At 40.9% G+C, this 20,721-nt stretch carries 17 protein-coding genes, 1 other RNA gene and 1 pseudogene; 18 read left to right on the forward strand and 1 reads right to left on the reverse strand.

The features are described from left to right. The first annotated feature begins 17 nt into the window (after positions 1–17). The 4 genes from tpiA (at position 18) to GN217_RS05945 (ending at position 4,396) form a co-directional block, all read left to right on the forward strand. The gene (tpiA, locus tag GN217_RS05930) at positions 18–779 is read left to right on the forward strand and encodes a triose-phosphate isomerase (RefSeq protein WP_156855745.1); all 762 of its coding nucleotides are present in this window, start codon (positions 18–20) and stop codon (positions 777–779) included. Continuing rightward, a complete protein-coding gene (gpmI, locus tag GN217_RS05935; RefSeq protein ID WP_156855746.1) occupies positions 772–2,310 on the forward strand; it encodes a 2,3-bisphosphoglycerate-independent phosphoglycerate mutase in 1,539 nt (512 codons plus the stop codon). The genes tpiA and gpmI overlap by 8 nt, the downstream gene beginning before the upstream one ends. Positions 2,311–2,344: 34 nt before the next feature. Next, entirely contained in the window at positions 2,345–3,631 is a 1,287-nt protein-coding gene (gene eno / locus GN217_RS05940) for a phosphopyruvate hydratase (protein ID WP_156855747.1), read from the forward strand. 189 nt (positions 3,632–3,820) lie between these two features. After that, complete coding sequence (locus GN217_RS05945; RefSeq protein ID WP_156855748.1) at positions 3,821–4,396, forward strand: nitroreductase family protein; 576 nt, start codon at positions 3,821–3,823, stop codon at positions 4,394–4,396. A 264-nt stretch (positions 4,397–4,660) separates the two neighbouring features. Here the strand turns inward: GN217_RS05945 and GN217_RS05950 are convergent, their stop codons facing one another. After that, complete coding sequence (locus GN217_RS05950; RefSeq protein WP_156855749.1) at positions 4,661–5,572, reverse strand: alpha/beta hydrolase; 912 nt, start codon at positions 5,570–5,572, stop codon at positions 4,661–4,663. A gap of 145 nt (positions 5,573–5,717) precedes the next feature. Between GN217_RS05950 and secG the strand changes: the two genes are divergently transcribed. The 14 genes and pseudogenes from secG (at position 5,718) to GN217_RS06015 (ending at position 20,654) form a co-directional block, all read left to right on the forward strand. Next, positions 5,718–5,948, forward strand: coding sequence for a preprotein translocase subunit SecG (gene secG / locus GN217_RS05955; protein WP_156855750.1), 231 nt, complete (start codon positions 5,718–5,720; stop codon positions 5,946–5,948). Positions 5,949–6,291: 343 nt separating this feature from the next. Further along, the gene (locus tag GN217_RS05960) at positions 6,292–7,038 is read left to right on the forward strand and encodes an alpha/beta hydrolase (RefSeq protein ID WP_156855751.1); all 747 of its coding nucleotides are present in this window, start codon (positions 6,292–6,294) and stop codon (positions 7,036–7,038) included. Positions 7,039–7,087: 49 nt separating this feature from the next. Further along, positions 7,088–9,319 carry a ribonuclease R gene (gene rnr, locus GN217_RS05965; RefSeq protein WP_156855752.1) on the forward strand — a complete coding sequence of 744 codons (2,232 nt, stop codon included), beginning with the start codon at positions 7,088–7,090 and terminating at the stop codon, positions 9,317–9,319. A 304-nt stretch (positions 9,320–9,623) separates the two neighbouring features. Beyond that, positions 9,624–10,430, forward strand: a complete 807-nt coding sequence (gene zupT / locus GN217_RS05970; RefSeq protein ID WP_156855753.1) for a zinc transporter ZupT — start codon at positions 9,624–9,626, stop codon at positions 10,428–10,430. Positions 10,431–10,503: 73 nt separating this feature from the next. Beyond that, on the forward strand, positions 10,504–10,968 hold the full coding sequence (gene smpB / locus GN217_RS05975) for an SsrA-binding protein SmpB (RefSeq protein ID WP_156855754.1): 465 nt from the start codon (positions 10,504–10,506) through the stop codon (positions 10,966–10,968). Positions 10,969–11,053: 85 nt separating this feature from the next. Then, positions 11,054–11,413: a transfer-messenger RNA gene (ssrA, locus tag GN217_RS05980) on the forward strand. Between the two features lie 294 nt (positions 11,414–11,707). Further along, positions 11,708–11,823, forward strand: a pseudogene (locus tag GN217_RS18905) (response regulator transcription factor); the annotation flags it as partial. Positions 11,824–12,251: 428 nt separating this feature from the next. Then, a complete protein-coding gene (locus tag GN217_RS05985) occupies positions 12,252–14,099 on the forward strand; it encodes a copper-translocating P-type ATPase (RefSeq protein ID WP_370459733.1) in 1,848 nt (615 codons plus the stop codon). A gap of 314 nt (positions 14,100–14,413) precedes the next feature. Then, entirely contained in the window at positions 14,414–15,982 is a 1,569-nt protein-coding gene (locus GN217_RS05990; protein ID WP_156855756.1) for a BCCT family transporter, read from the forward strand. Between the two features lie 475 nt (positions 15,983–16,457). Further along, the gene (locus tag GN217_RS05995; RefSeq protein WP_156855757.1) at positions 16,458–17,201 is read left to right on the forward strand and encodes a metal ABC transporter ATP-binding protein; all 744 of its coding nucleotides are present in this window, start codon (positions 16,458–16,460) and stop codon (positions 17,199–17,201) included. Continuing rightward, a complete protein-coding gene (locus GN217_RS06000; RefSeq protein WP_156855758.1) occupies positions 17,202–18,059 on the forward strand; it encodes a metal ABC transporter permease in 858 nt (285 codons plus the stop codon). A 315-nt stretch (positions 18,060–18,374) separates the two neighbouring features. Beyond that, positions 18,375–19,340 (forward strand): metal ABC transporter solute-binding protein, Zn/Mn family, encoded by a 966-nt coding sequence (locus GN217_RS06005; RefSeq protein WP_156855759.1) that lies wholly within the window; start codon positions 18,375–18,377, stop codon positions 19,338–19,340. Between the two features lie 354 nt (positions 19,341–19,694). Beyond that, complete coding sequence (locus GN217_RS06010; RefSeq protein WP_156855760.1) at positions 19,695–20,246, forward strand: sulfurtransferase TusA family protein; 552 nt, start codon at positions 19,695–19,697, stop codon at positions 20,244–20,246. A gap of 12 nt (positions 20,247–20,258) precedes the next feature. Then, positions 20,259–20,654: a DsrE/DsrF/DrsH-like family protein gene (locus tag GN217_RS06015; protein ID WP_156855827.1), complete on the forward strand. Its 396-nt coding sequence runs from the start codon at positions 20,259–20,261 to the stop codon at positions 20,652–20,654. Positions 20,655–20,721 lie beyond the last annotated feature (67 nt).

The raw sequence follows: 20,721 nt of genomic DNA on the forward strand, positions 1-20,721 counted from the left end.
GTAGGGAGAGTGGAAACATGCGTAAGAACGTAATTGCAGGAAATTGGAAAATGAATAAGACGGCAAGTGAAGCTAGAGAATTTGTCGAGGCAATCCGGGAAAAAATTCCGACAAATGACAAGGCTGAGGCGATCATTTGTGCACCATTCCCTTATTTACCAGCTTTAGTGGAAGCGACGGAAGGTACAGAGATTAAAGTTTCTGCTCAAAATATGCACTTTGAAGACAGTGGTGCGTTTACTGGTGAAGTAAGCCCGGTTATGCTGAAAGATATTGGTGTAACCCACGTCGTTTTAGGCCACTCCGAACGTAGAGAATTATTTGCGGAAACGGATGAAACAGTAAACAAAAAAACAAGAGCAGCTCATGCGCACGGGTTAACACCAATTGTTTGTGTTGGGGAGAGTCTTGAGCAAAGAGAAGCGAATGAAACTGTAGAGCTTGTCCAGAGCCAGGTTACAGCAGCATTGAAAGATTTGTCAGCTGAAGAAATTGCTAAGACGATCATTGCTTATGAGCCAATCTGGGCGATCGGAACAGGCAAAACTGCGTCAAGTGAAGATGCGAATGAAGTATGCCGTGAAATTCGTAATGTTATTAAAGAACTTACATCAGAAGAAACTGCGGATAAAGTAATTATCCAGTACGGCGGTAGTGTGAAGCCGGCAACGATTGATGAATTATTAAGCCAGTCCGATGTAGACGGTGCGTTAGTTGGCGGTGCGAGCCTAGAAGCGGATTCTTTCTTATCCCTTGTGGAGGCAGGTATTAATGAATAAAGAAAATTTAGCAGCACTAATCATCCTCGACGGCTTTGCCTTACGAGATGAAGTGAAAGGAAATGCGGTAAAATTAGCAAACACACCAAACTTTGACCGGTATTGGAATGAATTCCCTCATAATCAATTAACAGCGAGTGGGGAAGCAGTTGGATTACCAGAAGGTCAGATGGGAAACTCTGAAGTCGGCCACTTGAATATCGGAGCTGGTCGTATCGTTTATCAAAGCCTAACTCGAGTGAATATGGCGATTCAGGGAGGCGACTTCTTCCAGATTGAAGCTTTCCTTCAGACCATTCATAAAGCCAAGACAGAACAAAAAGCACTCCATTTGTTCGGTTTACTTTCAGATGGTGGAGTTCACAGCCATATCAGCCATTTATTCGCTTTACTAAAACTGGCAAAAGCGAATGATTTGGAAAATGTCTATGTGCATGCTTTCTTGGACGGACGAGATGTAGGCCCGAAAACAGCTGCTGAATATATCCGTCAAACGGAGGAGAAAATGCAGGAATTAGGTGTCGGGAAGATTGCAACGGTTTCCGGCCGCTATTATTCCATGGACCGGGATCATCGCTGGGATCGTGTGAAGAAAACATACGACGCAATGGTACATGGGAAAGGTCCAGCTTATCAGCATCCGCTTGATGCCGTCTATGATTCCTATGAACACGGAATCTTTGATGAATTCGTTGAACCTTCCGTCATCATTGATGAAAATAAAGAGCCAGTCGGCCTGATTGAAGATAATGATTCGATCATCTTCTTCAACTTCCGACCAGACCGGGCAATTCAAATTACGAAAACATTTACGGATGTAGATTTCCGTGACTTCGAACGTGGTGAAAATGTTCCACAGGACATTGATTTCGTCACATTTACGAACTACAGTAATGATATAAATAGTGCAGTTGCGTTTGGTCCAACCGATTTGAAGAATACGGTCGGAGAAGTTCTATCTGAAAACGGATTGAATCAATTGCGAATTGCCGAAACGGAAAAATATCCACATGTCACTTACTTTATGAGTGGTGGACGTCACGAGGAATTTCCTGGTGAAAAACGAATTTTGATCGATTCACCAAAAGTAGCTACTTACGATTTAAAACCGGAAATGAGTGCATATGAAGTAACGGACGCGTTACTGAAGGAACTTGAAGAAGGTAACCAGCAAGCAATCATCTTAAACTTCGCGAACCCGGATATGGTCGGTCATTCCGGAATGCTAGAGCCGACCATTAAAGCAGTTGAAGCAGTGGACGAATGTTTAGGCAAGATCGTCGATAAAATTCTGGAACTCGGTGGTAAAGCAATTATTACTGCTGACCATGGTAACTCCGATGAAGTCATGACACTTGAAGGGGATCCGATGACAACACACACGACAAACCCGGTTCCGGTAATCGTTACCGAGAAGGGTGCGGAATTACGGGACGGTGGAATTCTAGCAGATTTAGCCCCAACTTTGCTTGATTTATTGGACGTAAATAAGCCTGAAGAAATGACCGGTAATTCTTTATTAAAAAAGTAAATTAAAAACAATAGATAAAAGGAGAGAATTATAAATGCCATACATTACAGATGTTTATGCAAGAGAAGTACTAGACTCCCGTGGTAATCCAACGGTTGAGGTTGAAATTACGACAGAATCAGGTGGGTTCGGTTCTGCCCTCGTTCCAAGTGGTGCATCTACTGGTGAATATGAAGCAGTAGAATTACGTGACGGTGATAAGAGTCGTTATCTAGGTAAAGGTGTAGAAAAAGCGGTAAATAACGTAAATGAAGTTATCGCTCCAGAACTGATTGGGCTTGACGTTACAAGACAAAATATCATCGATGCATTATTAATTGAATTAGATGGAACAGAAAACAAAGGAAAACTAGGTGCGAACGCAGTCTTAGGCGTATCCATGGCAGCAGCTCATGCAGCATCCAGCTACCTTGATATCCCATTATACAATTACCTTGGCGGATTCAACGCAAACGTACTGCCAACTCCAATGATGAACATTTTAAATGGTGGAGAGCACGCAGACAACAACGTAGACATCCAAGAATTTATGATTATGCCTGTCGCAGCTCCAACATTTAAAGAAGCATTACGTGTCGGGGCAGAAATCTTCCATGCATTGAAGAAAGTTCTGGCTGACAAAGGATTGAACACAGCAGTTGGGGATGAAGGCGGATTTGCCCCTAACCTTGGATCTAACGAAGAAGCCCTACAGACAATCATCGAAGCGATTGAAGCTGCTGGTTATAAACCAGGTGAAGAAGTACAGCTTGCAATGGACGTTGCCGCATCTGAAATGTTTGAAGACGGGAAATACAACTTCAAAGGTGAAGGTGTCGTCCGTACGTCTGAAGAAATGGTTGAATGGTATGAGCAAATGGTTGACAAATACCCAATCGTATCTATTGAAGACGGTTTTGACGAGGATGACTGGGATGGCTTTAAGTTATTAACGGACCGTATCGGTGACCGTGTCCAGCTTGTTGGTGACGACTTATTCGTAACGAACACATCCAAGCTTGAAGAAGGAATTGAGAAAGGTATTGCCAACTCTATTCTAATCAAAGTAAACCAAATCGGTACATTAACAGAAACATTTGAAGCAATTGAAATGGCAAAACGTGCAGGATATACAGCAGTAATCTCCCACCGTTCTGGTGAAACAGAAGATGCAACAATTGCTGATATTGCAGTTGCAACAAATGCTGGTCAAATCAAGACAGGTGCACCGTCCCGTACGGACCGTGTTGCGAAATACAACCAGTTACTGCGTATCGAAGACGAACTTGCAGGTATCGCTGAATATGCAGGCAAAAATGCTTTCTATAACTTGAAAAAGTAAGAAACAAAGGCGGTGATGGGCGCAGAGTGGATGTGGCTATCTCCGGAAAGTTATCCATAGCATATGATTTTAAGATTCCTATGAATTAACAAAAGGGAAAAATATCCTAGACTTGTTCTGAGTCTAGGATATTTTTGTCTTCTGCTTGGTTGAAGCGCTATAATAAGTAATAACAGGAGGGGAATCGGAATGAATCTATTACATACAATTAAAGAACGACGCTCCACGCTAAGTTTTAAGAGTGAGAAAATAGAGCTGTCTACGTTAAAAGAAATTTTTACATACGGTTCCTATGCACCAACACATTATATGACTGAGGCATGGAGGATAAAATTATATCAAGGAGACGGGAAAGAACAGCTCATACGAGCAATTATTGAAAGCTATCAACGCTCAGGCATGCTACCAAGTGGTAATTCCGAGAAGGCAATGCGTTCGAGGGCATCGATTGCTGATTTTCTATTCACCATCCCTCATCACGCTTTGATTTATTATGAAATCCCCAACGACCCGATTCGAAACGAAGAAGAGTATTCATCGGTCGCAGCCTTTATTCAGAACTCCCAGCTTGCTGCTTGGGAATACGGTGTTGGCATGCTCTGGACGATTACACCTTATATGCACGACGAGCAGTTTATCGAGAGAATTGGATTGGATCATGAGAAGCATAAGATCGCCGCTGTCTTACAAATTGGCTACCCCGATAAGACAACAAGGGATAAAGGAAGAACGCCGGTGGATCAGTGGATAGAGGTGATTGAGTAGGAAGATAGCGGTATAGTAAGAATGCTGAAGTCCACAAGCAAATAAGCAAGAAGTGGACCGTTCCCGGTTTCGGATTGGTCCACTTCGCTTCTCTAGTTCACCTTTATCACGCATTAACGGTCTGTAATACCCCCACATCTAAACATGAGGGAAGCCCGCCCAAGATGTGAAGGTGGGGGATATACAGTCCGTAAATTCCTGATTCTGTTCAACTGAACATTTAGTGGAGGAGGGAAGGAAACCCCCACTGAATGAAGTTTCACTTTATAATTGTTTCCTAATCCATTGCTCCAAAAAGGCGAACACTTCCTCTTTATTTGTTTCCTGGTGTAATTCGTGCCTAGCATCTGGATAGAGGGAGACAATCACATCGCTTAGACCGGCTTCTATGTAGCTTTCTGCAGCTTGAAAGACACCTTTACTGTAATTACCGACCGGATCGGCATCTCCGCTTATGAAAAGCATTGGTAAATCCTTTCTGATCCGCTTGTTGCGCTCCGGGTCCTGCATCTGTAAAATACCAGTCAGCAAATCAATAAAAAAACCGGCAGTTGGTACGTAACCGGAAAGTGGATCCGCGATATAATCATCTACAACTTGGCCGTCCCTTGTGAGCCAATCAAAACTAGTCAGCTTTTGGACGATTTTACTATTATAATTACCGAATACAAGATTGTTCATGAAAGTCGATTCTTTCCTCGGATTTTGAAAAGAGGCAATTTCCAAACCAACTTTACTGCTTCGCTCGGGGAAAAAACCAGAACCAGCTAATAGTACTCCGGCAACTTCCTCGGAATAATTCTGAATGTAATTTCTTGTTATAAAGGATCCCATACTATGACCGTAAATAAAAATCGGTAATCCTGTATGCTGTTTTTTCACATATTGTATAAGAAGGTGTAGGTCTTCCACCAATAATTCAAAGCCATTTGCTTCCGCGATGAAACCGAGTTGACCTTGTTTCTCTCCCGTTCTACCATGTCCCCGGTGATCATCCCCATAGACGATGAACCCTTTGCCATTAAAAAAGGCGGCAAGTTGCTTGTACCTTGCGATGTGTTCTGTCATTCCATGGGATATGAGAATAACTGCTTTTGCATCCTTGATATCACTACCCCAGCTTCGGATATATAATTCACAATCATCTTCTGCGGTTAGCCAAAATTCTTCATTCATATTCTCCTCATCCTCCTAAAGCCCATTATAACGCCTAGATTAGAAAAGAAAAAATAATAAAACTAAAGTATTATCTTGCTATATAAAATACACTTGTGATAAAGTATATAATAGTAATTGTCGTCACGGGAGGTGTCATTGTAACATGCAAATGGCAGTAAATATTTTATTGGTAATCGATGCACTTATTATGATTGTCTTTGTTCTTCTGCAATCAGGGAAAAGTGCCGGGCTATCGGGAGCAATATCCGGTGGAGCTGAACAATTATTTGGGAAACAAAAAGCAAAAGGACTCGATTTATTCCTGCATCGTGGTACGGTAGTAACAGGAATCCTATTCTTCCTTTTAGCTTTCTTAAGTGCATATGTTATATAATAATAATTACCCTTATCACGTTTGTGGTAGGGGTTTTTTAGACAGGTTGTTCAAAATGGTAAATAGTGACACTTCGAAAGAGGAGGTTCTACTAAAACCGTCCACGTCTTGTGGAGGGCGTAGAACTCACTACACACGAGAAGCTCGTTAGCTTGCTTTCTCGTTTCTCATGTACCTACTAACGTACATTTCGATCCTGGAAGCTCTAGCCACCTCGAAATCGACACACAGGATGAGCTAGTGTCGGCGTTAGAAAGACGATTGTGTTTTTAGCCGATCGCGGTCCTTTTTATCTTCTTTTTTGAACATCGTTTTAGAGTATTGATTGAAAGGGTAGATAGATATGAAGATTAAACAGCCACAAGCCTTTACATTTGAAGCGGGACCAAGAGCTGTTCTATTACTACATGGATTCACAGGGCATACAGCGGACGTCAGAATGCTTGGCCGCTTTTTGGAGAAAAAAGGTTACACATCTCATGCACCGATTTATCGGGGACACGGAGTTCCGCCGGAAGAGCTGATTAAGTCAAATCCAGATCAGTGGTGGGAAGATGTGAATTTAGCATTAAATCACTTGAAGGAACTAGGTTATGATGAAATTGCTGTTGCCGGACTTTCACTTGGAGGCGTGCTTGGATTAAAGCTTGCTTATTCAACCCAGGTGAAAGGTATAATTTCAATGTGTGCACCAATGTTTTTTGATAATGAGACTCAACTAACACAAGGCTTTGAACTCTTTGCCAAAGAATATAAACAACTCGAACGAAAAGACGCAAAAACTATTGAACGCGAAGTAGCAACTGTCATGGAAGAATCTACTGAACTGTTTTCTTTATTGAAAGAGACGATTGAAGAAGTAAAGGATAATGTAGACACGATTTACACTCCGACATTTGTCGTCCAGGCTAGAAACGACATGATGATCAATACAGAAAGTGCGAATTATATTTATGATCATGTCGAGGCCGATTTGAAGGATATTAAATGGTATGAGGAATCCGGCCATGTTATCACGTTGGACAAGCAGAAAGATGAATTGCATGAGGATATTTATCAATTCCTTGAGAAGCTTGACTGGAATGTATGATTAAAAAAGTCATGAGCGGTAATAAATATAATGAAAGTAGGTGAGACGAATGAAAGAAAAATTGCTTACATTTTTCAATGAAACGGAGACCCGGCCGTTAAGCGTCGATGAAATTGAAGAGAAGTTGGGCATTCAAGATGCAGAAGAATTTAAAGAACTAATTAAAACATTGAATAGTCTTGAGGATTCGGGTGAACTCGTCCGCACGAGAAAGAACCGTTACGGCCTCCCGGAGAAAATGAATCTCATTTTAGGTCGGATTCAAATGCATAATAAAGGATTCGCCTTCCTACTCCCCGAAGAAGAGGGGGTAGAGGATATTTACATTAATCCATCTGATTTGAACTCCGCGATGAATGGCGATAAGGTGCTTGTAAGGCGGGAGAAGCAATCCTTTGCAGGCGACCGTGCGGAAGGTGTCGTGCTCCGGATATTGGAGCGGGCGATTACTCAAGTCGTCGGAACGTACGATGATAACAAGAACTTTGGTTTCGTCATCCCTGATGATAAGCGGATTCCCCATGATATCTTTATCCCGAAAGGAAAAGCGAACGGGGCAATTGACGGCCATAAGGTCATTGCACAGATTACGAAGTATCCTGAAGCGTGGAGCAGTGCAGAAGCTGAAATCACCGAGATTCTCGGTCATAAAAATGACCCCGGCATTGATATTATATCCATTATTTATAAACATGGGATAACGATTGATTTTCCTGATGATGTTTTACAACAGGCATTAGAAATACCTGATGAGATTTCGCCCGAGGAGCTTGAAGATAGAATCGATCGTCGGAATGAACAAATTGTAACGATTGACGGGGCAGATGCAAAGGACCTTGATGATGCGATTTCGGTTAAAAAGCTGGACAATGGGAATTACCAACTAGGTGTTTATATTGCCGACGTCAGTTATTATATTGACAAAGGCTCTCCGATGGATGAGGAAGCATATGAAAGAGGGACAAGTGTCTATCTTGTCGACCGGGTTATTCCAATGATTCCACATCGGCTCTCCAATGGGATCTGTTCATTGAACCCACAAGTCGACCGGTTGACAATTGGGTGTGAGATGGAAATTACGACGAGCGGAGAAGTTGTGGAGCATGAATTTTTCCCCGCTGTTATTAATTCAACGGAACGGATGACTTATACCGACGTGAATAAAATTCTCGTCGATCAGGATAAAGAGTTACGAGAGAAATATGCCGAACTTGTTCCAATGTTCGAGCAGATGGAAAAGCTTGCAGCAATCCTCCGTGGAAAGCGAAAGGGCCGAGGGGCGATTGACTTCGATTTCAAGGAAGCGCAAGTGCTTGTTGACGACGAAGGAAAAGCGAAGGATGTCGTGCTTCGTGAGCGTTCAGTCGGTGAACGGTTGATTGAGGAATTTATGCTCGCTGCAAACGAAACGGTGGCAGAACACTTCCATTGGCTGGATGTACCGTTCATTCACCGCATCCATGAAGATCCGGATGAAGGAAAATTGGAGAGTTTCTTTGAATTCCTTGCTGGTCTTGGTATTTCGGTAAAAGGAACAGCAAATGAAATCCATCCGCAAGCCTTACAAAAAGTTCTTGACAAGATAAAAGATGAACCAGAAGAAATGATTGTTTCAAAGCTGATGCTTCGATCCATGAAACAGGCGAAGTATGCCCCAGAAAGTGTCGGGCACTTTGGACTTGCGACAGACTTTTATACCCATTTCACGTCACCGATTCGCCGCTACCCGGATTTAATTGTCCACCGGCTCATCCGCACGTATCTATTTGAGAAGAAGATGGATAGAAAGACGATTGCGGATTGGCGGGAAGCTCTTCCGGAAATCGCAAAGCATACATCCGAAATGGAAAGAAGAGCGGTCGACACGGAACGGGAAACGGATGACTTAAAGAAAGCGGAGTATATGGAAGATAAGATTGGCGAGGAGTTTACAGGAGTAATTAGCTCGGTAACGAACTTCGGATTGTTTGTAGAACTGGAAAATACGGTGGAAGGGCTTGTTCATGTCAGCTACCTGACGGATGATTATTATCATTATGATGATCGTACACATGCATTAATTGGAGAGCATACTGCCAAAATATATCGTGTTGGAGACGAAGTGAAAGTAAAAGTGGCTCAAGTAAACTTAGATGAACGGGCTGTAGACTTCGAACTCTTGGAAACAAAGGCGAAAAAAAGACGCCGCGAAGGAAACAAACAAGAAATCCCGGCAAGAAGAAAGAACAAATCTAAAGGTAAACCGAAAGTAAAAAAAAATAAAGGTAAGAAGAAAAAATAAAAACAGTGGGGAGGCTCCACTGTTTTTTATAGCATGGAAAACTATAAAATATAAATGCTTTGGATAACTTGGATATCAGGGAAAGCCACGTCCGGCTCCAGCGCCCAGCAACTAGCAAACTTCACACTCCTCCAATCGATAAGTCAACATCAACTCACTCTCGTTCGTTGTGTTTCCTTTATCTCATTCCGGAGTGCTCCAGTTTGTACATTGCTTTCCGCCTTTGTTACTATTAAGCTTTTCATGGAACTTTTATGACGCGATTAGGTATAATAAAATATGAATATTGGCTGGAGGTGTTGTGATGGATAATGTAACCCTTGCTTTAATTTTTACTCTTTTTGCAGGGCTTGCTACCGGTGTAGGGAGCTTGCTTGCATTTTTTGCAAAAACAACAAATACAAAATTTCTTTCATTTGCACTTGGCTTATCAGCCGGTGTGATGATTTATGTTTCGATGATAGAAATCTTTTTTAAGGCGAAAGAATCCCTCGTATCCTCATTAGGTTATACAGAAGGGTATTGGGTGACGGTCCTTGCATTTTTTAGCGGAATGTTATTGATCGGTGTGATTGATAAGCTGATCCCAACTTATTCCAACCCCCACGAAATTAAAAAGGTAGAAGATATGGAGAAACCGGGAAAGGCAATCCAAGACCCGGAACTGATGAAAATGGGCATATTTACAGCGATAGCAATTGGGATCCATAACTTTCCTGAAGGCATTGCAACATTCATTTCAACTCTGCAGGATCCTTCTGTCGGCTTCGCAATCGCGGTCGCCGTAGCTATTCATAATATCCCGGAAGGAATTGCCGTATCGGTGCCAATCTACTATGCGACAGGCAGTAGGAAAAAGGCGTTCAAGCTTTCTTTCCTTTCCGGTTTAGCGGAGCCGGTTGGAGCGATCCTAGCATTTCTTATCCTAATGCCGTTTTTAAATGAATTCGTCTTGGGAATCACATTTGCAATGGTTGCCGGAATTATGGTATTTATTTCGCTTGATGAACTATTACCTGCTGCGAAGCGATATGATGAGGCGCATTTATCGATATACGGCGTTATTGCTGGCATGGCGATTATGGCGATTAGTCTGATTTATTTGCAATAAATAAATTCTCATTGGAAAAAACATGATAATCTGATAAAATAAAGGTCTATGCAAGTGATTGGGAGGTGTTTCAATGCCAAAGGGAACTGGAAAAACAATTGCAGTAAACAGGAAAGCACGCCATGATTATTTTATCGAAGAAACGTATGAAGCAGGCATTGTCCTTCAAGGTACAGAAATTAAATCACTCCGGCTTGGGCGGGTAAGTATTAAAGATGCCCACGCGAGAATTATCAACGGTGAAGTTTTTCTAGTTAATCTGCATATCGCAGAGTATGAACAGGGAAATCGCTATAACCATGATCCAACCCGTTCTCGTAAACTTCTCTTGCACCGTAATCAGATTGATAAATTAATCGGGCTTACGCAACAGGAAGGGTATACACTTGTCCCGCTTAAAATTTATATTAAAAATGGCTATGCCAAAGTGTTAATCGGTCTTGGTAGAGGGAAGAAAAAGTTCGATAAGCGGGAAGATATGAAACGGAAACAAATGAAACGGGATGCGGACCGGGCGTTAAAGGAATACAATCAGTAGGCTTAAATTGGTCCCTTTGCATTATTACAAGTCTGTGTTATAATAAGTATAGAGCTTGGGACTCCCCGAGTGTTCTCATTTATATGGGGACGTTACGGATTCGACAGGGGTAGGTTGAGCTCAGGTTGCGCGTCGAGGTTACGGCTCGTAAAACGTAAACGCCTATAACTGGCAAAAACGAAAACTACTCTTTAGCTGCTGCTTAAGCAGTTCTAAAGGATCCTTCCTACAATCGCCTGTGTTGTAGATAGAAGGGTCTCAAACTCAAACAGGCTGGACTGACTTCCACCGTCTGAGGATCGTCAGTCGAGATGAATCAGACTAGCTATCACAAAGCCTGTTGATAGGCTGAGTGAATAGTGAAATACGAATATATCAACTACACGTGTAGAAGCCTGAGTGGCAATATCTCTGGACGAGGGTTCGACTCCCTCCGTCTCCACCAATACATAAGTTGGTGGTTTTTTTATGTTTAAAATAAGACTTCAAGCTTGATTCGTGCACTACAGAAAAAATAAAATGCTAAACTTATGATTCGTCCAATATAAAGTATGAAAATGAAACCATCATTCCTTACGAAATGATGGTTTCATTTATACCTTGCTTATTTTAAAATAGTTTTAAGATTAAAAATGTGTAAGCGCAATCAAAGAAGGGTGGCGGAAATCATGGATTATTAGCAAAGATAAACACATCTATAACTACTATTTATCCGTTACATTGATGCTAATCTTCTGGGTCTGAAACAGAAGGAAAGACTGTTGATTCGCATGTAAGGAATGTAAGGGGAAAAATCTACTGGGGGAGGGTTTTCCAATCGATGACTATTTTATAACCGTTTGGGGTATTGGCTAATTGGCTATAAGTGGTACATTAATTTTACAGGGGGTATTGGTTATATAAAACAAAAATGCGCAAAGTCTGCACAATTTTGTGATACTTATTTTGTTTAATGAATACTAAAGGGGGGTATTGTATGTTATGATTGAGATAAGGAAAATGGAATAAGTTGCATAGAGTCTTCAAATACTACGAGACGGGGAGTGAAAATAGTGGAAAAGCAAGGTAATGGAAAAAACAAACATCATCATGAACACAGTTTGCATGAAGAACATGAGAACCACGGCCACACAGCCCACGATGATCACGGTCAGCATGGCCACAGTCACGGTGGACACGGTCATGCGGATCACCATGAACATATGATTGAGGATTTTAAGAAAAGGTTCTGGGTGTCCCTAGTTTTAGCAATACCGATAACCTATCTATCACCGATGATTCAAATGCTATTCAACTACGAAGTAACCTTTACAGGAAACATGGTATTATTATTTCTCCTTTCAACATTCGTCTTCTTCTATGGAGGTAAACCGTTTTTAGTTGGAGCGTGGGATGAAATAAGAACAAAAACACCTGGAATGATGCTGTTAATCTCTTTAGCGATTGTAACTGCCTACGTTTATAGTACGTTAACAGCATTCTTTATCGCAGGAAGTGACTTTTACTTCGAGGTTGCTACACTAATCGTTATTATGCTGTTAGGTCACTGGGTTGAAATGAGATCGGTCATGGGTGCTTCCAAGGCACTGGAAGAATTGATTAAACTGATGCCAAAAGAAGCACATAAGATTGATGCTTCCGGAAACATTGTCGATGTATCTGTTGAAGAGTTACACCCTGGAGATGAGATTCTTGTGAAATCTGGAGAAAAAATACCGCTTGATGGAGAAATCTTTGAAGGAGAATCTACTGTCGACGAGTCCATGTTAACAGGTGAGTCTGTTCCAGTTGAAAAAGGACCGGGAATGGATGCAATTGGTGGATCGGTTAATGGGGATGGCGTAATAAAAATCAGAGTAAATAAAACGGGAAACGATACGTATTTAGCTCAAGTCATCCAACTAGTAAGTGATGCAGAAAGTACGAAGTCAAGAGCACAAGGATTTGCAGATACTGCGGCAAAATGGTTGTTCTATGTAGCTGTAGTGTCGGGAATCATCACGCTTCTATATTGGGCTGTTACAAGTGACTTTGAATTTGCATTAGAACGAATGGTTACCGTTCTGATCATTGCTTGTCCGCACGCACTTGGCCTTGCAATGCCATTAGTTACTTCACGATCAACATCGATTGCTGCGCAGAAAGGTTTGTTAATTAGGAACCGTATTCCATTTGAAAGTGCTTGGAAATTGGATCGTGTCGTTTTCGATAAGACAGGTACACTTACGGAAGGAAACTTCGGTGTTACGGATATTCACCCAAGCAACAATGTTAGTGAAGAAGAATTATTGAAATTGGCCTATTCCGTTGAGACACAGTCCGACCATCCAATTGCTAAAGGGATTGTGAGGGAAGGGAAAGAGCGCAATTTAGAGCTATACGACGTTACAAATTATAAAAACTTAACCGGTAAAGGATTGACTGCTGACGTGAATGGTTCGGAAATTGCAGCGATCAGCCCGGGAGCAATGCGGGAGAATCAAGTTGACTTTGATGAAGAAACATTCGATAAGTTAGCGCAACAAGGCAAAACAGTAATTTTTATATTAAAGGATAATGAATTACAAGGCATGATTGCATTAGCCGATATCATTCGGGAATCCTCTTATGACGTCATCAATGAACTGAATAATAGCGGCATTGAAACGGTGATGATGACTGGGGATAATAGCCGTGTTGCAAACTATGTCGGTGAACAACTTGGCATGTCAACGGTTATTGCAGAAGTACTTCCACATGAGAAGGCCAGTAATGTGAAACAATTAAAAGAGGACAATAATAAAGTTGCGATGATTGGTGATGGAATCAATGATGCACCCGCCTTGGCTGAAGCAGATTTGGGTATTGCAATAGGAGCGGGTACAGACGTTGCTATCGAAACGGCAGATGTTGTTTTAGTAAACAGTAGCCCGGTTGATATCCTGAATATTGTAAAGCTCTCCAAAGCAAGCTATAGAAAAATGATCCAGAACCTGGGATGGGCATCGGGGTATAACATAGTAGCAATTCCACTAGCAGCAGGTGTATTAATCAATTTTGGTATTCTTGTGACGCCGGCCATTGGAGCTGCCGTCATGTCATTAAGTACGATAATTGTTGCAATTAATGCTCAATTATTTAAGATTGATTAATGAAGGGAGGGCAAAGCAGTAAATGTTTTGCCCGATTTTCTTATTGTTGAAAAGTACGTTAGGGGATAGATTTTTCCTCCCTGTACTTACCACTTCTCGTGTTACTGTATCATACTGCAAAGAATCTAATATACCAAATAGAGCCATTCGCAAAATAATGTTTATGGCTCTTTTATTATGGGCAATATGAACAATAGGCGGGAAAAACCTTGTGAATGATTATATAAATTGTTAATATATTGTTATCGTTAATTTAAGCTGGGACAAGTGCTCTGACCCCCTGTCCCGGTTTTCGAAGAGGATGAAACTTTAATATGGGTGGAAAACAAAAACAATTCTCAAGTGTATTTACTTATGCATCTATCATTGTTGGGATATTAGTGCTTTTGGGCGCTGTATTCCCTGAGCAATTTGGAAATATTGCTGGTGCTGTTGCTTCATGGATTTCAGACACGTTTGGCTGGTATTATATGACCGTTTTTACGGTAATTTTATTCTTTTGTATATTTTTAGGTATTAGCCCGATCGGCAAACTAAAACTTGGTAAGCCACATGATGAACCAGAGTTCCATACGGTATCTTGGCTTACGATGTTGTTTAGTGCAGGGATGGGGATTGGACTTGTCTTTTACGGCGCTTCTGAGCCACTCTCCCATTTTCTCGCACCACCTAGTGCTGAACCCGAAACAACGGCTGCTTTGGCAGAATCAATGAAATCGGTTCTTCTGCATTATGGATTTCATCCGTGGGCGGTTTACGGCATTGTTGCACTTGGATTAGCATATGCACAGTTTAGAAAAGGTGAGGTTGGTTTAATATCTAAAACGTTGCGTCCAGTCTTAGGAGATAGGGTAGATGGTCCAATTGGAACGATGGTTGATGTGCTAACCGTATTCGTAACCATTATTGGAGTAGCTGTTTCTTTAGGATTAGGGGCGATGCAAATTAATGGTGGGCTGAACTATCTCTTTGGTTTACCATACAATCAGCTGGTTCAAGGTATCATCATTGCCGTTGTAACTGTATTATTCATCTATAGTGCATGGAGCGGAATCAGTAAAGGGATTCAATATTTAAGTAATTTAAATATGATCTTAGCTGCTCTCTTACTTATTGCTTTCTTAATTCTTGGGCCTACGTTATTTATTCTTAATATGATGACCTCTACGACTGGAGCTTATCTTGATTCATTAATATTTAACAGTTTGGACGTTGCACCATTAGATCCACAAAAACGAGAATGGATGCATTCATGGACGATCTATTACTGGGGCTGGTGGATGAGTTGGAGTCCATTTGTAGGTATATTTATTGCAAGGATTTCCCGTGGCAGGTCAATCCGGGAATTTGTATTGGCGGTACTCCTCGTTCCAACGTTGGTAAGTATCCTTTGGTTCAGCGCGTTTGGTTTGACTGGTATTGATGTAGCGCAATCTGCACCGCAGATATTTGACATGCCACCGGAGACTCAGTTGTTTGGAGTTTTAAATGAACTGCCTTTAAGCCTCCTTTTATCAATTCTTACGGTTATACTTATAGCATCGTTCTTCATTACTTCTGCAGATTCTGCCATATTCGTTCTAGGTATGCAGACAGCCTTTGGAACGTTAAGTCCTGCAGGATTTATAAAAGTGATATGGGGACTAGCATTGTCGGCAATCGCTTTTATATTGCTGCTAGCCGGTGGAGAAACGGGATTAAATGCATTACAATCTGCAGCAATCATCTCCGCACTGCCATTTAGTGTCGTCGTTATATTAATGACGATATCACTTTATAAAGATGCCAATCAGGAGAGGAAATACTTGGGGCTAACCATTACCCCAGATAAAAAACGCTGGAGAGAATATATAAACAAAGCAAAAAACGAACAAGATAAATAAAAAGTTGGGGCATAGGGATTGGAAGCAGTCCCTGTGTCCCTGCTTTGTAAATGAATGCTGGAGAAGCATAGGGTCGGCAGAAGAACATATTATTCAATGGTTTTTGCAAAAGTATGGGCGCCCTTTTGTACACGCATTAACGGTCTGTAATACCCCCACTTCTAAACATGAGGGAAGCTCGGTATGTAAAGGTGGGGGATAAAACAGTCCGTAAATCCCTGATTCGGTTCAACTAACATTCAGTCGGGTTGGTAAGGAAACCTCCGCTGAATGAAGTTTCACTTTATCCAAAGTTGCCATAGGCAAAATTAGTTGTTGACATCAAACTACAAAAGGAATATAATAAAATTAAGTTATTATATCGGATGGTCAAATTATATAAAAAAAGCAAGTTTACTTTTTTTTACCCATTTGTTGCGTGCGGGAAACTTTTGTTTCCATGGCTAAGTCGATGGATATATCGGAGGGAAAATATATGGCTAATAAAATCTCTGTAAAAAATATAAGTGTATCTTATGTAGATAAAGAAGTTGTGAAGAATATTAGTTTTACTTTTGATGGAGGAAGCCTAATTGGAATATTGGGACCAAATGGTGCAGGCAAGTCAACACTAGTAAAAGCAATGCTTGGATTAGTTCCGACTCAATCTGGCGAGATTGAAATTGATGGACAGCCAATTCATAAACAGAGAAAGAAAATTGCATACGTTCCGCAACGTTCGAATATCGATTGGGATTTTCCAATTATTGTAAAAGATACAGTGCTATTAGGGACGTACCCGAAATTAGGATTGTTTCACAGACCTAAAAAGACGGATAAAGAATGGGCAATGGCTTGTTTGGAAAAAGTCGGAATGCAGGATTATGCCAAAAGTCAGATTGGTGAATTATCTGGCGGTCAGCAACAACGTGTGTTTTTAGCACGTGCATTAGCACAGAATGCTGATTTCTTATTTCTAGATGAACCATTTGTCGGGATTGACGTTGCGAGTGAAGAAATCATCATCAATATCCTAAAAGGTTTAAAAAATGAAGGGAAAACGATATTTGTCGTCCATCATGATTTAGCAAAAGTAAAAGATTATTTTAATGAGATTATTATCATCAACAAAGAGTTGTATGGTGCAGGATCTGTAACAGCTGTCTTTAAAGAGGAGATAATGAAAAAAGCTTATCAAACGAAATTTCAGACGGCTGGTGGATTGGAGGTTGGAGTGTAAGTGCAGTTCATCCAAGATTTACTAAACTACGAGTTCTTACAAAAAGCATTTGTCACTTCGATTGTAGTAGGAATAATCTGCGGGATTGTAGGAAGTTTCATTATCCTCCGCGGCATGGCTTTAATGGGAGATGCTATTTCCCATGCCATTTTACCCGGGGTTGCGATTTCTTATATGCTTGGGATTAATTATTTTTACGGAGCTGTCGCGGTAGGTATATTAGCAGCATTTGGTATAGGATTCATCGATCAACACAGTCGGATTAAAACTGATTCATCGATAGGGATCGTTTTTTCCGCTGCGTTTGCACTGGGAATTGTATTAATAACAGCAGCCCAAAGTGCTACGGATTTAACACAGATACTATTTGGGAATGTATTATCTGTTCGGAGCACCGATATGTGGATGACGATAATTGTTGGTATCATCGTTATCGCAGCAGTCCTGCTGTTTTTTAAAGAATTACTCGTTTCGAGTTTTGATCTGACGATGGCACAGGCTTATGGATTGAAGACACGGATCATCCATTACGGTATTATGATATTACTAACCCTAGTCACGGTTGCTTCCTTACAAACAGTTGGAGTGATTCTTGTCGTAGCAATGTTGATTACTCCGGCATCAACAGCTTATTTACTTACAAATCGATTATCGTTCATGGTTATTCTTGCAGCATTTTTTGGAGCATTAGCTTCTGTGATTGGGTTATATATAAGCTTCCTGCATAATATGCCGTCAGGGCCTATTATCGCTTTAGCGGCGACAGGAATATTCGTCCTAGCATTTTTATTCGCCCCAAAGCAAGGCCTTATCTGGCGTATGTTGAAGACAATGAGGAGCAGGACTGCAAAAAGTTAAAAACTAATATTGTAAAGTTGCACACTATTCGAGCCAAAAACGGATGATCTATCGCAAATCAGAACAGATATTTTCATGTTATTTCAGCTGAATTCAAGTGTAACGTACAAATTCACTACAATTATACGTTTGTGGCTTGGTATGAAGCCTCTGCGGGCATGGAATGTTGTGAAAGAGGAAACCGGTTAAACCCCGATTTCACAAGGCGTAAAGCCCTCCGATGCCCGCCTCTCCATGTAAAGCCGTGTCACGGACTTTTGTTGGCATTTACCAAACTGGAAACTGTGCTAATGTGAAGGGAGAATATGTGAAAAAATGAAACAGACAAGAAAAAAGGTATTAGGATTAATCCTAGCAAGTGTGCTTCTATTTGCATTAGCAGCTTGCGGAAGTGAAGAAGAAAATGGGGCAGGTGATTCGGAAGGAAACACCGATAAACCATTACAGGTTGTTACATCTTTTACGATTATTGAGGATATAGCGAAGGAAATTGGTGGAGATAACGTGGAAGTGCACAACTTGGTCCCAACAGGAACTGATCCTCATGAGTATGAGCCGCTTCCTGAGGATATTAAGAAGGCTTCAGATGCGGATATCCTATTCTATAATGGAATGAATTTAGAAGGCGGCAGTGATGGATGGTTTATGAAAATGATTGATTCGGTTAATCAGGATGAAGATAAAGTCTTTAGTTTAACCGAGCGAGTTGAACCGATGTATGTCGGTAAAGATCAAGAAGGTGTGGAAGAGGAAGTCAACCCACATACCTTTATCGATCCCGTTGTAGGCATCTATATGGCTGAAGATATGAGGGATGCGTTAATCGAAATCGATCCCGACAACGCGGAAGAATATAGCGAACGGGCGGAAGCGTATCTCGAAGTGTTGAAAGAAATCGATAAAAAATATGAGGAAAAAATAAATGAAATACCCGAAGAAAAACGTATTCTTGTGACAAGCGAACAAGCCTTCCAATATATGACAAACCGTTATGGGTTAGAAGAAGCTTATATTTGGGCTGTAGATACGGAGGAAAACGGGACTCCGCAACAAATCACATCACTTGTAGATTATCTTAAAAAAAATGATGTTCGTACTCTATTTGTCGAGTCGAATGTGGACACGCGGCCAATGGAAACCGTATCAAATGAAACGGGAATCCCAATTTATGAAAAGCCTATTTATTCAGATGAAATCGGCGAGAAAGGCAGCGAAGCAGATACGTATGTTAAATATTTGGAATATAATATTGAGGTAATTTCGGATGGATTAAGTGAGTAAGGAACATCGCTTTGAAAAGATGAATAAACCCCAGTTAGTAGAGAAGGAAGCTGCTGACTGGGGTTTTTGTATATTGACTACGAATCAATCTTGCTAAATCAGTTTGAAGTTGAAGCTTGAAAAATGATTTAAAAAAGTAAAAGCATAAAGAGTTGACTTTTTACCCGGCGGGGTATATGATGAATCATGAATTGATTTTCCGCTAAGCTAAATCAGCGGGAAATGAATGAAAGACATCTTCGAAACGTCGTTATAAAAACGACTATTTTATTACCATTAAATATACCTGTTAGGGTATAAAATAGGTGTCTGCATTATTATTTTTAAAAAAATAATACCGAGGGGGGTAAATGCATGATTAAAGCAGATCATCATTTGGATGCAAAGGGACTTGCTTGTCCGATGCCGGTTGTAAAAACTAAAAAAGCAATAAATGATCTGGAAGAAGGAGTTGTTTTGGAAGTTCAGGCAACAGATAAAGGATCAAAAGCAGATTTGGCTGCTTGGGCAAGTTCTGTTGGGCATCAATATTTAGGAACAGTGGAAGAAGATGATGTACTTTACCATTACATCCGCAAAGGTTCGGATGAGCCAAAAGTTGAAAAAGCATTCGAACGGATTATTTCCTTTGAGGAATTAGAATCACGTGACGGTTTGATTTTAGATGTGCGTGAAGGAGCGGAATATGTGTTTGGCCATATAGAGGGTGCTAAGTCCATTCCGCTGGGAGAACTAGAATCCCGCATGAAGGAATTGGATAAAGATGAAGAGATTTATGTGGTTTGCCGTACCGGTAACCGCTCTGATTTAGCGGCACAGCTTTTAGCTGACAATGGTTTTACAAAAGTGTATAACGTTCTTCCGGGTATGAATGGATGGAACGGGAAAATAACAAAAGAATTTTAGGAGGAATGTATGATGTCAGAAAAGGTAGCGATCATTGCAGCAAACGGTGGATTGTTTGATGCGTACAAAGTATTTAATATTGCAACAGCGGCAGCAGCTTCAGAAAAAGAGGTTCAAATCTTTTTCACATTTGAAGGGTTAAACTTAATTCATAAGCAAGGAATGCACCATTTAGAAATGCCAGCTGGGAAAGAACATTTTGCTGAAGGATTCGAAAAAGCAAACACTCCTACAATCCCAGAGCTAGTGGAAATGGCGCAGGAGCTTGGTGTTAAATTTATTGCTTGCCAAATGACAATGGACGTCATGGGACTTACAAAAGAAGATTTCGTAAATGGAATCGAAGTTGGCGGGGCTGTAACATTCATTGAATTCGCTAAAAATGCTGCGCCGACATTAACGTTCTAAATTGAAAAATTTCATGCAGTGGAGAATTTCTCCACTGCAAAAAAATCACAAAATTATACCTAGGGGG

This window comes from Oceanobacillus sp. AG (assembly GCF_009746545.1).
Classification (GTDB): domain Bacteria; phylum Bacillota; class Bacilli; order Bacillales; family Amphibacillaceae; genus Oceanobacillus; species Oceanobacillus indicireducens.

Excerpts from the sequence above, each read along its gene's own strand:
- tpiA (WP_156855745.1), top strand. The coding sequence starts at position 18 with ATGCGTAAGAACGTAATTGCAGGAAATTGGAAAATGAATAAGACGGCA.
- gpmI (WP_156855746.1), top strand. The coding sequence starts at position 772 with ATGAATAAAGAAAATTTAGCAGCACTAATCATCCTCGACGGCTTTGCC.
- eno (WP_156855747.1), top strand. The coding sequence starts at position 2,345 with ATGCCATACATTACAGATGTTTATGCAAGAGAAGTACTAGACTCCCGT.
- GN217_RS05945 (WP_156855748.1), top strand. The coding sequence starts at position 3,821 with ATGAATCTATTACATACAATTAAAGAACGACGCTCCACGCTAAGTTTT.
- GN217_RS05950 (WP_156855749.1), bottom strand. The coding sequence starts at position 5,572 with ATGAATGAAGAATTTTGGCTAACCGCAGAAGATGATTGTGAATTATAT.
- secG (WP_156855750.1), top strand. The coding sequence starts at position 5,718 with ATGCAAATGGCAGTAAATATTTTATTGGTAATCGATGCACTTATTATG.
- GN217_RS05960 (WP_156855751.1), top strand. The coding sequence starts at position 6,292 with ATGAAGATTAAACAGCCACAAGCCTTTACATTTGAAGCGGGACCAAGA.
- rnr (WP_156855752.1), top strand. The coding sequence starts at position 7,088 with ATGAAAGAAAAATTGCTTACATTTTTCAATGAAACGGAGACCCGGCCG.
- zupT (WP_156855753.1), top strand. The coding sequence starts at position 9,624 with ATGGATAATGTAACCCTTGCTTTAATTTTTACTCTTTTTGCAGGGCTT.
- smpB (WP_156855754.1), top strand. The coding sequence starts at position 10,504 with ATGCCAAAGGGAACTGGAAAAACAATTGCAGTAAACAGGAAAGCACGC.
- GN217_RS05985 (WP_370459733.1), top strand. The coding sequence starts at position 12,252 with ATGCTATTCAACTACGAAGTAACCTTTACAGGAAACATGGTATTATTA.
- GN217_RS05990 (WP_156855756.1), top strand. The coding sequence starts at position 14,414 with ATGGGTGGAAAACAAAAACAATTCTCAAGTGTATTTACTTATGCATCT.
- GN217_RS05995 (WP_156855757.1), top strand. The coding sequence starts at position 16,458 with ATGGCTAATAAAATCTCTGTAAAAAATATAAGTGTATCTTATGTAGAT.
- GN217_RS06005 (WP_156855759.1), top strand. The coding sequence starts at position 18,375 with ATGAAACAGACAAGAAAAAAGGTATTAGGATTAATCCTAGCAAGTGTG.
- GN217_RS06010 (WP_156855760.1), top strand. The coding sequence starts at position 19,695 with ATGATTAAAGCAGATCATCATTTGGATGCAAAGGGACTTGCTTGTCCG.
- GN217_RS06015 (WP_156855827.1), top strand. The coding sequence starts at position 20,259 with ATGTCAGAAAAGGTAGCGATCATTGCAGCAAACGGTGGATTGTTTGAT.